General features: G+C 74.9%; 7 protein-coding genes. All 7 read left to right on the top strand.

Annotated features, from left to right (window positions below; translation table 11 throughout):
- Positions 1-31: 31 nt before the first annotated feature.
- Complete coding sequence (locus tag NFX44_RS27285) at positions 32-5,158, top strand: IPT/TIG domain-containing protein (protein ID WP_262286459.1); 5,127 nt, start codon at positions 32-34, stop codon at positions 5,156-5,158.
- 71 nt (positions 5,159-5,229) lie between these two features.
- Positions 5,230-6,489, top strand: a complete 1,260-nt coding sequence (locus tag NFX44_RS27280; RefSeq protein WP_262286458.1) for a multicopper oxidase domain-containing protein — start codon at positions 5,230-5,232, stop codon at positions 6,487-6,489.
- A gap of 13 nt (positions 6,490-6,502) precedes the next feature.
- Positions 6,503-7,804 carry a multicopper oxidase domain-containing protein gene (locus NFX44_RS27275; protein ID WP_262286457.1) on the top strand — a complete coding sequence of 434 codons (1,302 nt, stop codon included), beginning with the start codon at positions 6,503-6,505 and terminating at the stop codon, positions 7,802-7,804.
- A gap of 20 nt (positions 7,805-7,824) precedes the next feature.
- A complete protein-coding gene (locus tag NFX44_RS27270; protein ID WP_262286456.1) occupies positions 7,825-10,794 on the top strand; it encodes a multicopper oxidase domain-containing protein in 2,970 nt (989 codons plus the stop codon).
- Between the two features lie 54 nt (positions 10,795-10,848).
- Positions 10,849-11,316: a hypothetical protein gene (locus tag NFX44_RS27265; protein ID WP_212835459.1), complete on the top strand. Its 468-nt coding sequence runs from the start codon at positions 10,849-10,851 to the stop codon at positions 11,314-11,316.
- Positions 11,313-13,235 carry a copper resistance CopC family protein gene (locus NFX44_RS27260; RefSeq protein ID WP_262286455.1) on the top strand — a complete coding sequence of 641 codons (1,923 nt, stop codon included), beginning with the start codon at positions 11,313-11,315 and terminating at the stop codon, positions 13,233-13,235. The genes NFX44_RS27265 and NFX44_RS27260 overlap by 4 nt, the downstream gene beginning before the upstream one ends.
- Before the next feature lie 100 nt (positions 13,236-13,335).
- Positions 13,336-14,643, top strand: a complete 1,308-nt coding sequence (locus tag NFX44_RS27255; RefSeq protein ID WP_262286454.1) for a D-alanyl-D-alanine carboxypeptidase family protein — start codon at positions 13,336-13,338, stop codon at positions 14,641-14,643.
- Positions 14,644-14,648 lie beyond the last annotated feature (5 nt).

The following is a 14,648-nucleotide window of genomic DNA, read 5'->3' as shown; positions in this document are numbered from 1 at the left end:
GCCGTTCTCCGCTGACCGAGGGGGTGAGGGCATGCCGCGTCGTTCCGTCTGGCCGCGCTGGTTCGTGTCCGCCAGTTGCCTGCTGCTCGTCGGGTTCGTGGTGCCACCGGGCCCGGCCGCCGCCGAGCCGGCCACGGGCGCGGTCACCCTGGCGGTGGTCAGCGCCCGTACCGTCGAGCCAGAGATCCAGCAGGGCGGCCCGGTGACCGACTACCGCTGGATGATCACCGCGGACGACACCGGCGACCCGCACGACGCGCTCGAGCACTGCCTGCCCGCCCGGGCCGGGGTGGCCAGCGGGCCCGACTTCGCCGACCACTGCCGCTGGCCGTCCATCCGCAACACCCCGGGCGCGGTGCCGGTGGTCGCCCAGGGCGACCAGGACACCCTCTCCGCGGGTACGGCGCTGGACGGCCTGCCCGCCGGCCGCTACCTGATCTCGGTGACCGCCGACGGCTACAAGATCGACGGTGAGCACTTCACGGTCACCGCGGGGCGGACCGGTGCGGTGACCGTCGCCATGCAGCCGTACCCGCTGCCGCTCGGCACGGTCCGGCTGCGGATCTTCGAGGACAGCGTCCCGGTCGACGGCACCTACGAGGTGGGCGCCGAACGCGGGCTCGCCGGCTTCACCGCCCACCTTGCCGACGTGATGGGTGAGGTGACGGTCGACTACTACGGCAACCCGCTCTGCACCGAGTACCGGCACGCCGCGCCGGACGCCACCCACCCCGCCGGTCAGGTCCTCTTCGCCGACGGCCGGCCGGTCATCGCCCGGGAGTCCACCGGCTGCCGCAGCGACGCGGCGGGCGACATCGTCATCCCCAACCTCGGCCCCGACCGGTACGCGGCCTCGGTGGTCGCGCCCGGCGGACAGACCTGGGTGCAGACGACCACCCTGGAGGGTGGCCACGACTGGGACGTCTGGGTGCAGGAGGCCGACACCGGCTACGACACCGAGCAGAGCCTGGGCGGTGAGCCGGTGCCGTACGTCGACTTCGGGTTCGTCGCTCCGAAGCCGCTCACCGGCACCGCCGCCGGTGCGGTCACCGGGACGGTCGTGCAGGCGTACACCTACGTGGGCGGTCAGGGCGGCGTCACGCTGCCGGCCGACGGGGTGGCCGGGGCGAAGATCGCCGGCCCGATCGCCCGGCCCTGGGTGGCCCTGTCCGACCTGGGCGACGGCGACCGGATGATCTACCTGGACCGGGGCGCCGCCGACGGCTCGTTCCGGATCCCGCACGTCCCCGACGGCGACTACCAGCTGACCCTCTGGGACGGCCCGCAGGAGATGCTGCTGGACTCGTTCAACGTCACAGTCAGCGGCGGGAAGACCGTCGACATCGGCGCGAAGCCGCTGGTCGGCTGGTTCACCGAGATCACCGGCACGGTCTTCGTCGACACCAACGGCAACGGCCGGCGGGACCCGGGGGAGAGCGGCGTGCCGCGCTTCCCCGTGGTGCTCAAGGAGCGTGACAACTCCCTGATGGACCAGGCCACCAACAGCGTGGTCACCGACAGCGCCGGCCACTACGCCATCAAGGAGGCGTACCCGCTGACCAAGTGGCTGGTGCTGGAGGCGTTCAACACCCGCTACAAGACGACCGGCATCACCTACCAGGCGCCGAACGAACCCGAACCCACCACCCTGCTCGGCGCGGCCGTCGACGTGGACGTGCTGCCCATCATCGGGCTCTCCGGCCGGGTGGACTGGGGCGTACAGCCCTACCAGGGCGCGGAGAACGGTGGCATCGCGGGCACCGTCACCTACGACACCACCCGCAACGAGCTGGACCCGGCGAACGCGGCCACCGAGCCGTACCAGCCGGGCATCCCCGGCATCAAAGTCCGCCTGTTCGCGGTGGTCCGGGACGCCGACGGCAACCCGGTACGCGAGGCGGACGGGTCGCTGAGGAAGGGCCCGGAACTCAACGACGCGTACACCTCGGAGACCTGGCAGCCGGGCCGGGGCTGCACCGCCCGGATGTTCGACGGGCGCCCGCTCACCGACCAGCTCGCCCTGCCGGACTTCGGCCGGGAGGCGGACCAGATGTGCGTCGAGGCCCCGATGATGGGCTTCCAGGCGGCGCCGACCGACAACGACCCGACCAACTTCGGGCAGACCGTCAACGGCAACTACGCCTTCGCCGACTCCACGCTCAACCTGATCCCGCCGGGCGACCCGGCCAACCCGGGAGCGGACCACGACCTGCCGCTGTACGCGCCGCTGCCCGACGGGCAGACCCAGCCGCTGACACCGGACGACTACCTGGTCAGCGTGGAGAGCCCGGACAACCCGGTCGGCGGCGGCCCGATGTACCAGCCCACCCGCGAGGAGGACGTCAACGTCTTCGACGGCGACGGCTTCCTGCCCCAGGAGAACTTCCCGCCCGCGGCCGACCAGGCCGCCGAGCAGCCGGCACCGCCCGACCCGCAGCCCGACCCGGGCGAGCCGCCGTCGCAGGGCAACGGCATCACCTCGGCCTGCGCCGGGGCACTGCACACCGTGCACGTCACCGACCCCGGTTTCGTCGACGGCGGCGGCAGCCCGTTCGAGGGCCAGCGGCGCCCGCTCTGCGACACCAAGCTCGTCGAGGTCCGCGGCGGGCAGGCCACCGCCCCCAACTTCAACCTGTTCACCCCGGTGCCGCTGCCCACCCACTTCTGGGGCCTGGTGATCAACGACCTGGGGCTGACCCACGACCGGCGCAGCGCCAACTACGGCGAGGCCGAGGGCATCCCGAACCTCCCCGTCGGCCTGTACGACTGGGCCGGCCGCCTGGTGGACACCGTGGACACCGACTTCAACGGCATGTACGAGGCCATCGAGCCGTCCACCAGCACCTACAACTGCCCCCTGCCGGCCGGCCCGTGCCCGAACATGTACCGCTTCGTCGGCAACGACCCCGGCCAGCCGGGCCACCTCAACGGCAACTACAACCCGCGCTACCGGACCATCGCCACCAACTTCCAGGCATGGCCCGGCCTCTACACGGTCACCGACACCGCGCCCACCGCGGTCGCGGCCGTCGGCATCTCACCCGGCTCCGGTCAGCTGGGTGCGGTGCAGTGCGACCCGGCCGGGGACGTCCCCCAGCTCTTCGCGGTCTCCCGGCCGTTCCTGCGCCGCACCGACACCGACCGCCGGGTGACCATCACCGGCACCGGGTTCGGCGCCCGCGGCCCGGGCAGCGCGGTCGTCCTCGACTCCGCCGGCACCGACCCCACGGTGACCGTCACCTCCTGGTCCGACCGGAAGATCGAGGTCACCGTGACCGGCGGCTCGGTCGGTCCGGCCGAGCTTCGGGTGACCGCCGCCAACGGACGGACGACCACCAATGGCCTCACCTTCCAGCTCCTCGGCGCCACCACCGGCGCCGGCCTCGGCGGCGCGGCCAACCCGCGGCTGTTCCAGGTCAAGCCGCCCGCGTGGGCGGTGCGTACCGGGGAGACCACCTACGGCACGGTGCAGTCGGCGCTGGAGGCGGCGGCCGCCGCCCGTGGCATCGCGGTGGTCGCGGTCTGGCCGAACACCCCCGGGCCGGACAACCCCGCCGGCGCCTACTACGAGAACGTGGTCGTGCACTCGTCGGTCCGCCTCCAGGGCGTCGGCCCGGGCGGCCGGTACGCCGACAACACCACGGTCGCCGGGTCGACCCTCGACGGCCGGGCGTTCGGCATCGACAACCCGACCGGCACGGCCTGGCTGAACCTGGTCGGCTCCCTGCCGCACCTCGGCCCGGCGTCGGTGCCCGACGGCGCGGTGGTGACCGTGCTGGCCCGGTCCGGTCAGTTCGGCGCCGACAACCCCGTCACGATCGACGGCTTCCGGATCACCGGCGGCAACCAGTCGGACTTCGCCGGCAACGTCAACGACGTCACCGGTGGCGTGACGACGCCGTACGGGGCGCCCGGCGCGGTGGTCACCCAGGGGGGCGGCGTCTACCTGCACGCCGGCGCGGACTACACCCGGATCACCGACAATGTCATCGTCGGCAACAGCGGCTCCTACGGCGGCGCGATCCGGGTCGGCACCCCGTACCTGAACACCGGCAACGACCACGTGAGCATCTCCCGCAACCAGATCCGCGACAACGGCGGCACCAACCTGGCCGGCGGGATCGGCATCTTCGCCGGCAGCAACGTGTACTCGGTGGACCACAACGCCATCTGCGGCAACTTCTCGGCCGAGTACGGCGGTGGTGTCAGCCACTACGGCCAGTCCTACAACGGCCGGATCGCCGCCAACCGGATCTGGCTCAACCAGTCCTACGACGAGGCCGGCGGCATCATGGTGGCCGGGGAACTGCCGTCGGACCCGGCGAAGCTGTCGCCCGGCTCCGGTGCCGTGACGATCGACGCCAACGTGGTGGAGGCGAACCTCGCCAACGACGACGGCGGCGGCATCCGGCTGCTCCAGGCGGGCCGGGCGCCGATCTCGGTGACGAACAACATGGTGGTGGACAACATCTCCACGCACGAGGGCGCGGGTGTGGCGCTCGACGACGCCGCGGACGTCCGGATGGTCAACAACACGGTCGCCGGCAACATCACCACTGCGACCGCCGCCACCAGCAACGGCCGGGCGGCTCCCGCCGGCCTCTCCACCACCGCCAACAGCGACCAGCTCCAGGCCACGCTTCCGGCCGGCTCGCCCACCTTCAGCAAGCCGAAGCTGTTCAACAACGTCTTCTGGGACAACCGGGCCGGGGAGTGGAACGGCGTCCGGGTCACCGGCATCGGGGCCGCCGACGCACCCGCCGGGGAACCGGTGCGGCACTGGGACATGGGCTCCGCCGACGGCGTGGGCCCGCTGACCCCGACCAACTCGGTGCTCCAGGACACCACCGGCACCACGCCGAGCGGCACCAACCGGGTGGGCCTCGACCCGGCCTTCCGCAGCCCATTCCCGGTGTCGGTGCAGGTCCTGACCTCGCGCACCTTCCCGTCGTTCCGCCAGGCGGTGATCGTGCTCCAGCAGGTCCCGCTCACACAGATGGGCGACTGGCACCTGGCCGGGGCCGGCTCGCCGGCCAACGGCCTCGGCGTGGTCTCCCGCACCTACGGCCCCCTCACCCTCACCGCGCCGAGGGTCGACATCGACGGCCAGCCGCGCAGCACCACGCGGCCGGACGCCGGCGCCGACGAACTGCCCTGACCGTCCGCGGGCGGCCGGCCCACGCCGGCCGTCCGCGGACCCTGCCCGTCCCATCCACCGAGGAGGAGATCGTGACCGATCCCGTACGGCAGCCGAGCATCAGCCGGCGCGCCCTGCTGGCCGGCGTCACCGGTCTGGGCACCTGGGCGGTCCTGCCGGAGCGCGGCTCCGACGCCCAGCTCCGACGCCCGGCCGCGGTGCTGCCCCGCGCGGTCCCGAACCCGACCGCGACCCTGCACCTGGCCGCCACCGACGGCTGGGTCTCCATGCCGCAGGGCGCCCCGCCGATCAGCCCGTTCTGGCCCGATCCGCTCGCTCCGCCCGGCGCCGACCTCTACGTCTTCGGCTTCCGCGACGTCACCGGTCTGTCCGCCACCGAGGTCACCGCCCAACGCGGCAAGGCGCAGATCAGCGCCCCGCTGCTCGGCTTCGACCAGGAGACCGACATCAGGATCACGCTGACCAATCTCGGCCTGTCGGTCCGCCCCGACCTCACCGACGGGCACACCGTGCACTGGCACGGCTTCCGCAACGCCATCCCGCTCTTCGACGGCGTCCCGGAGCTGTCCATCTCGGTGCCGATCGGCCGCGACTTCACCTACTTCTACCGCCCGCACGACGCCGGCACCTACATGTACCACTGCCACTTCGAGGACGTCGAGCACGTGCAGATGGGCATGACCGGGATCGTCTACGTCCGCCCCGCGCAGAACGCCGGCACCGCCGACGTGCCGCCCGGGAAGTACGCCTACAACGACGGCGACGGCACCACCCGGTACGACCGGGAATTCGCGCTGATGCTCACCGAGGTGTGGGCCGAGGCGCACTACCGGGACGCGCACATCCAGACCACCGACTGGACCGACTACAAGCCGTCCTTCTTCGCCTTCAACGGCCGCTGCCACCCCGACACCCTGGCACCGAACGGCGACCCGATGAGCGCCGCCGCCGGCCGGCTGCGCTACCAGCCGATCTCCTCGCTGATCACCGCGAACGCCGGGGAACGGGTGCTGCTGCGGCTGGCCAACCTCGGCTACCAGAACCACACCGTGACCGTGGACGGCGTCGACCTGCTGGTGGTCGGCAAGGACGCCGCGCTCCTGCGGGGCCGCGACGGCAGTGCCGAGTACCAGGTGACCAACACCGTCCAGATCGGGCCGGGGGAGAGCCGGGACGTCATCTTCACCGCGCCCGGCCCCGGCACGTACCTGCTCTACGACCGCGACCTGATGTCGCTGGCGAACGCCGGCGGCGGACGGGGCGGGCAGCTGACCGAGATCCGGGTCTCGCCGCCGGGCACCCTGCCGGCACAGATCCGGGCGAACGCCTGAGATGGGGGTTCCGATGCTTCGTCTCGACCGCGGCCGTTGGAAGCGGCTCGGCGCCGTGCCGCTCGTCGCGGCCATCGTCGCCGTGCTCGTCGTTCCCGGTCCGAGCCAGTCGGCCGCCAGCCCGCCCGCCGGCCTGGAGTGCCTCACCGCCGGCGACAACGCCTTCGACCTGACGGCCACCGGCGGGTACGCGGCCATGCCCGACGGCAACACCATCTACATGTGGAGCTACGCGGCCGGCGGCGGCGCCTTCCAGCTCCCCGGCCCGACGCTCTGTGTCACCTCCGGGGTGAAGGTGACCGTGGTGCTGCACAACAGCCTGCCGGAGCCCACCTCGATCACCTTCCCCGGCCAGGTCCAGGTGCTCGCCGACGGGCAGCCGGCCCAGCCGGAGACCGACGCCGCCGGCACCCTCACCTCGCTGACCACCACGGCCGCCGCCACCACCGGCTCGGTCACCTACACCTTCACGGCCGGCCCGCCGGGAACCTACCTCTACGAGTCCGGCACGGACGCCCAGAAGCAGGTGCAGATGGGCCTCTACGGCGCCCTCGTGGTCCGCCCTTCCGGCCACCCTGAGCGGGAGAACGACCGGGCCGACTCGGCGTTCGACCCCGACCGCGAGTACCTCTACCTGCTCGGCGAGATCGATCCGGACCTGCACCTCGCCGTCGAGCGGAAGCGGGCCTACGACTTCACGCGCTACAAGGCCCGCTACTTCACCATCAACGGCCGCAGCATGCCGGACACCATCGCGCCCAACCACGCCGACTGGCTGCCCGCCCAGCCGTACGGGGCGCTCATCCACATCCGCCCGTACGACCCGGTGGGCAACCCGAAGCCGGCGCTGATCCGCTACCTCAACGCCGGCTCGGTGAGCTACCCGTTCCACCCGCACGGCAGCGACGAGCAGCTCATCGCCCGCGACGGCCGGCCCGCGCAGGGCCCCGGCGGACAGGACCTGTCGTACTCCAACTTCCTCATCGACGTGGCACCCGGGCAGACCGTGGACACGCTGATGATCTGGAAGGACGCCGAGCACTGGGACCCGCAGGGCAACCCGATCCCGGTGCCGCTGCCCTCGTTGCAGGACCAGATCGTCGGCCCCGGACCGGAGACCTGGTTCGCGGAGAACCCGTACCTCGGCGGCGAGCCGGGCGAGCTGCCGCCCGGCGTGGTGCAGAACAACCAGTGCGGCGAGTACTACCACGTCGCGCACAGCCACGCGCTGGAACAGGCCACCAACTACGGGGCGAGCTTCGGCGGAATGATGACGCTGATCCGCATCGACCCGCCCGCCGGATGCCCGGCGTGATCAGGCAGGGGAGGGCGACGATGACACTGACCCGTACGCCTCGGCTGGTCGCCGGGGTCGCGGCCGCGCTGCTGGCCCTCGGCCCGGCCCCGGCGCACGCCGCGGCGCCGCACACGGCTCCCGCCGGGCGGGCGCCGGCCACCCTCGCCGGGGAGCCGGCCCCGCCGCAGGGCCCGCTGCCGCAGACCGGCTGCCAGCTCGCCGGCGGCGCCGCCAGCTGCGAGCTGTGGGCCAAGCCGGGCTCGGTGGTGCTGCCCGGCGCCGCCACACCGGTGCCGATCTGGGGCTTCGCCCCGACCGACGCCGCCCCGGCCACCCTGCCCGGGCCGGTGCTCGTGGTCGACCAGGGCTCCCGGGTGACGATCACCGTACACAACGGACTCGCCGACGACCTGGCGCTGGCCCTCCCGGCGGTCACCGGGCTCGCCCCGGACCGCACCGGCGCCGCACCCGGCGGCACCCGCAGCTACACGTTCACCGCGTCCCGCCCCGGCACCTACCTCTACGAGGCCGGGCACACCGCGCTCGGCCCCCGGCAGGTCGCCATGGGCCTGGTCGGCGCGCTGGTGGTCCGCGTTCCCGCCGTCGGCGGCCGGCCCAGCGCGTACGGGGACGGCGCCTCCGTCTACGACGACGAGGCGGTGCTGGTGCTCACCGAGGTCGACCCGGCCTTCAACGCGGCACCGCGCACCTACGACCTGCGCGCCTACGCGCCGGCGTACCGGCTGATCAACGGCAAGGCGTTCCCGGAGACCGATGTGGTCGCCACCGACGTCGGCCGCCGGGTGCTCCTGCGCTACGTCGCCGCCGGGCTCCAGCCGCACCCGATGACCCTGCTCGGGCTGGACCAGTCGGTGGTCGGCCAGGAAGCCCGGCCGGCCGCGTACCCGGAGGCGGCGGTGACCGTGCCGCTGCAACCGGGGCAGGCGGTCGACGCGGTGGTCGCCGTGCCGGCCGGCCCGGACGGACGTCGCTTCGCGCTGCTGGAGTCCGGCGGGCGGCTCAACAACGCCGGCCAGCGCTACGGCGCCACGGTCACCGGGGTGAGCCCTCAGCAGGCGTTCGGCGGCATGCTCACCTTCCTGGACACCAACCCGCCGCCGGTCAGCGGCGACCACGCCGGCCCGACCGCGGCGAACGTCCGGGCCACCCCGAATCCGGCCAGCGTGCGCGACGCCGTGACCGTCACGGCGGACTTCACCGACGCCCGCAACGGCAACTCGGTGGTGGACCGGGCCGAGGTGGTCGTCGACGACCTGCGGGTCGCCGAGGGCACCGGCATCCCGTTCACCGCCGCCGGCTTCGGCGCCGGTCCCACCGTCACCGGGGCCACCGCCGCCCTTCCGGCCGACCTGCTCACCACCCTGTCCCAGGGCCGGCACACCATCTGGGTACGCGGCCACGACGCGGCCGGCAACTGGGGCGTGGTGGGCAGCACGACGCTGAACCTCGCGGTCACCGGGGCGGTGACCACCGGGGTCACTCTCAGCCCCAGCCCGACCGCCGGCACCGGCGACGTCGCGGTCTCCGCCACCGGCGACGACCGCGGCCTCGGCGGCACGGTCACCGGGGCCGAGTACTTCCTGGACACCACCGGGGCCAACGGCACCGGCACCCCGCTCACCCTGGGCAGCCCGGGCGCGGCGGTCAGCGCCGAGTCCGGCACGGTGCCCGCCGTGGTGGCCGCGGCACTCGCCGAGGGCCGGCACAGCGTGCTGGTGCACACCCGGGACTCGTTCGGGCTCTGGGGTCCGTACGCCACGGCCGACCTGGTGGTCGACCGCACGGTGCCGACCCTGCTCTCGGCGGCGGTCGACCCGGCCGCCACCGACGGCCGCACCGGATCGGCGTCCGACCCGACCGACCTGCGGATCAACGCCGCGTTCACCGACCCGGCCGGCGGCGGGACCCACTCGGTCATCGCCGGGGCGGAGGGCTTCCTCGACACCGGCGGCGCGGACGGCACCGGCTTCACCTTCGTGGCCCTCGACGGGTCGTTCAACGGCGGCACCGAGAACACGTACGGGTTGCTGCCGCTGAGCGAGCTGACCAGGCTCGCCGACGGCGCCCACCAGGTGCTGGTGCACGCCCGGGACTCGGCCGGCAACTGGGGCCCGCTCGCCGCGGTCGGCTTCGTGCTGGACCGCACCGGGCCGGTGGTCAGCGCGGTCACCGCCGCCCCGAACCCGACCGCCCGGGCGGCGACGCTCACCCTGAGCGCCACCGCCACCGACGCGGCCTCCGCCGTCGCCGCCGCCGAGTGGTACGAGGGCGCCGACCCCGGCGCCGGTCACGGCCATCCGATGACGGTCAGCGGCACCGCCGTCTCCGCCACGGTCGCCCTCAACGGGTTCAGCCGGGGCGCACACACCCTGCGGGTCCGGGCCCGGGACGCGCTGGGCAACTGGGGCGCGGCCGGCAGCGTGACGGTCACCGTGGACCCGCCGAACACGATCTTCGCCGACGCCTTCACCGGCGGCACGAGCGCCTGGTCGCAGGTGAGCGGCACGGTGTCGGTCAGCGGTGGGGAGCTGGTCGCCGGCACCGTCGGCTACGTCGTGGACAACACGCCGGCCGCCGAGCGGACCGTCCACGCCAAGGCCGACGTCATCCTCGGCACCGTCAATCCGCAGACCGCCGTGGTCACCGTCTACCAGCTCCGCAACGCCTCCGGCGGGGCACTGGCGGTGGTGCAGTACCGGCGCAGCAACGGCGTCAACCAGTTCCGGCTGGGGCTGCTGCGGCCGGCCGGCTGGGCGTACACCGGCTGGGTCGCCGCGAGCGGCGGGACCGTACGGCTCGACTGGGCCTCGGCCACCGCCGGTTCGGCCACGCTCAAGGTCGGCGGCGTCACGGTCGGGACGCTGACCGGCGACACCGGCGGCTACACGGTGGAGTCGGCGGCGCTGGGCCTGGTCGCCCGTACCGCCACGACCAGCGGGTCGCTGCGCTTCGACAACTACGCCGCCACCCGCTACACCGCACCCTGACGCCCGGGGGCCGGGCACCCGTCCGGCCCCCATCCTCCCCGAGGAGTCCTGACCATGGTCGCGATCCCGTTCCGCATCCCGCGCCCCCGCCTCGGCCGGCTGGTCCTCGCGCTGCTCGTGCTGGCGCTGGTCGCGGTGTCGATCGTCCGCTTCGGCGGGTACGCCGACGCCCGACAGGGCTACGCCGTCCCGCACGACGGGCAGCTGGAGGCCACCCTCGGCATCCGCTTCACCCAGGCCGCCGTCGTCGGCGACGGCGGCCTGGTAGAGCTGCGCTACGTGGTGCTGGACACCCAGAAGGCGTCGGCCTTCCAGAACGACACGAAGCATCCGCCGCGGCTGCGCAACGAGCGCTCCGGCAAGCTGGCCTGGCGGGCGGCGCTGATGAAGCAGGGCCACGAGCTGCGCCCCGGGCAGAGCTACTACCTGCTCTATCTGAACAACGGCAGCGCGATCAAGCGCGGCGACAAGATCGAGATCACGTCGGGGCAGCGCCGGCTGGCCCACGTGCCGGTGCGGTGACCGTCGTGCGCCGCCGCCTCGGCCGCCTCTTCGCCGTCCTCGCCGTGGCGGGCCTGACCGTGCTGGTCGGGCCCGCGCCGGCGCGGGCGCACGCGTACCTGGCGAGCAGCGCGCCCGCCGACGGCGCGGTGCTCGACCGGGTGCCCGAGACGCTGACCCTGGCCTTCACCGAGCACGTCGAGCTCTCCGCCGCCCGCGTCGCCCTGGTCGACGGGGACGGCCGGCACTGGGCGGTGACCGGGCTGGCGCTGCGCGGCGCGGACGGGGAGCCCGCCACCGAGGACGCCGACACCGAGGAGCCGGTCACCCTGGTCGCCGGCCTGCCCGCCCTCCCGCCGAACACCTACCACGTCTCCTGGCGCACCCTGTCCAGCGACGACCTGCACACCACGAGCGGGACGCTGGTCTTCGGCGTCGGCCGGCAGGTCACCGCCGCCGGCGCCGCCGGCCCGGTCGGCCCCGGCCCGCGGGAGACCGCCGCCCGCGCCGCCGGCCTGCTCGGCCTCGCCGTCCTGCTCGGCGGCGCGGCCCTCACCCTCCTCGCCGGCCGCCGCCGGTCGCCGGGACCGGCGATGGACCGCGCGCTCCGCCGGCGGTTGCTCGTGGCGTCCGCGTACGGGGGTGCAGTGGCGTTGCTCGCCGCGCCGCTGCAACTGGCCATCCAGCTCGCCGGAGCGGCCGGCGGGTGGCGGCTGCTGGCCGACCAGCTCACCGGCGGTCGCTGGCTGCTCCGCGAGGCCGGCACCGCGACCCTGCTCGCGGTCGTGCTTCGCGCCGCCCACCGGCTCCGCGCGGCGCCCGACGCGCGGATCGCACCTGCGGCCGTCGCCGTCGGTCTGGCCGGGGCGCTCGCCGCGACGGCCGGCACCGCGCTGCTCGGCCACGCGGCGGGCAGCCCGGCCCGCACCGCGCTGGTCGGCGGCGTGCACGTCCTCGCGGCCGGGGGCTGGGTCGGCGCCGTGGTGGCCGCCGCGTTCGCCCTGCTCCCCGTGGCCCGCCGCACGGCGGAACGCGCCGCGCAGCTCCGTGCCCTGCTGCGGGCGTTCGCCGCGCTCGCGGTCGGCTGCGTCACCCTGCTCGTGCTGACCGGGCTGTTGCTCACCGGCCCCCAGGTGTCCACGGTGGATGCGCTGCTCGGCTCCCCGTACGGGTTGCTGCTGCTGGCCAAGACCGGGGTGGCCGGGGTGGCCGGCCTGTGGGGTCTGCGGACCGCCCGCCGGCTGCGCCGGGACGACCTGCCCCGCCGGGGCCTGCTCGCCGAGGCCGGGGCGCTCGCGGTCGTCCTCGGCCTGGCCGGCGCCCTGGCCGCCGCCGGGCCCGCCCGGGGGCCCGCCTTCCCGGTGGCCGGCGCCGCCCGGACCGAACCGCAGGTGAGTGGCCAGGTGGCCGACCTCGTCGACACGGTGGCCGTCCGCCCCAACCGCCCCGGGCGCAACATCGTCAGCATCGCGGTCGGGGACACCCGGCGTCCGGCACCTGCCCCGGTGATCGGGGTGTCGCTCCTGCTCACCGGCCCGAACGGGGAGCGGGCCGTGCACCCGGTGACCCGGACCGCCGACGGCTGGGTGGTGGCCGTGGACGACATCCGCACCCCGGGCGCCTGGCGGGTGGGGGTGACCGTGCTCCGCGACGGCCTGCCCCCGGTGACCGACACCCATCCCTGGCTGGTGCCGGCCGGGGAGAGCGCCGCCACCCCGGTACGCGTCTCGGCGACCCCGCTGCGACCGGCGCTGGACCGGTCGGCGTTGGGTCTCGGCGCGGTGGCCGTGGCCGGGCTGGTGCTCGTCGCGGCGCGGTGGTGGCGCCGCCGGCCGACGGAGGGGCGGGACCACGGGCAGCCGTTGCGCGCCGGCGTCCCCGCGCCGGCGGAACAGCCCGATCCGGTCGGGGTCGGCGTGGAGGCGGTCAGGTCCGGGTGACGACGGCGCGGGGTCGGGAAGCCTACCCCGCGCCGCCGTCCCCGTGCTGCGAATCGCCAAGCCGGCGACCCGTTCGGGTCGGCGTGGCTAGCCTCCGGCCATGAGGACCTGGGGACCGCCCGTGGCGCTGGCCGCCGCCCTGCTCGTGCCGGCCTCGCTGCTGCCCGCGCCCGCCACGGCGGCCGCCCGGACGGGCGCGTCCGCGACCCGTGCCGGCCGGCTGCCCGCCGGAGCGCCGCCCTGTCCGAACGTGCCGGCCCCGGCGACCCGGCCTCCGCAGCCGCCGCCCCCCGCCCCTCCCGCCGCGCGGGCCGTCGGCGGCGCCGCCCTGTCCGCCGCCGGGCTGGTCCTGCCGCCGGCCGCGTCCGCGCCGCCAGCGGTGACCGCGACCTCCTGGGTGGTCGCCGACCTGGACAGCGGCGCGGTGCTCGGCGGTTGCGGACCGCACGAGTACGGCGTACCGGCCAGCGTGCAGAAGCTGCTGCTGGCGGCCACCATGCTGCCGAGGCTCGATCCGGACCGCGAGGTGACCGTGACCGCCGAGGACCTGGCCATCGAGCCGGGTAGTTCGGCGGTGGGCCTGGCCGAGGGCGGGCGGTACCGGATCGAGACGATCTGGCTGGGGCTGCTGCTGAAGTCCGGCAACGAGGCGGCCAACGCCCTGGCCCGGCTGGGCGGCGGCCCGGACGGCATGGCCGGGGGCATCCGCGCCATGAACGAGGAGGCCCGGCGGCTGGGCGCGTTGCAGACCCACGCCGTCACGCCGTCCGGGCTGGACGGACCCGGGCAGTTCACCAGCGCGTACGACCTGGCGTTGATCGCCCGGGCCTGCTTCGCCGACCCGGCGTTCCGCCGGTACGCCGCCACCCGCACCGCGCGGATCCCCGCGCAGCCGGCGCTGCGCGAGAAGGCGTTCGAGATTCAGAACGACAACCTGCTGCTCGACCACTACCCGGGCGCGATGGGCGGCAAGACGGGCTTCACCGACCTGGCCCGGCACACGTACGTGGGCGCGGCCGAACGGGGCGGGCGGCGCCTCGTGGTGACCCTGCTCGGCGCGGAGACCCCCACCCAGCGGGGCTGGCAGCAGGGGGCCGCCCTGCTCGACTGGGGCTTCGGCCTGCCGCGGGACGCGACGGTCGGCCGGCTGGTCGAGCCCGGCGAGCTGGACCGCGCCCCCGCGACGCCGACCGGGGCGGCGTCGGCCCTCGCCGGGGGCGCGGGGCTGGCCGGCACCGGTTCCGCGGCCACCGCCCCCTGGCCGGGCGCCGGCCCCTCGATCGCGGTCGGCGTGGTGCTGGTGCTCGGGGGAGCGGTGCTGCTGGCCCGGCGGCGCCGGCACGCCGCGCTCGCCGCCATGCCGCCCGGCGCGCCCCTCGGCGACCCGGGAGTTTCCGACGACGACTGAACGGG

Source organism: Micromonospora sp. MA102 (genome assembly GCF_025460765.1).
Classification (GTDB): domain Bacteria; phylum Actinomycetota; class Actinomycetes; order Mycobacteriales; family Micromonosporaceae; genus Micromonospora; species Micromonospora halotolerans.
Note: the sequence above shows the minus strand (reverse complement) of the source record. Positions and strands in the feature narration are given on the sequence as shown.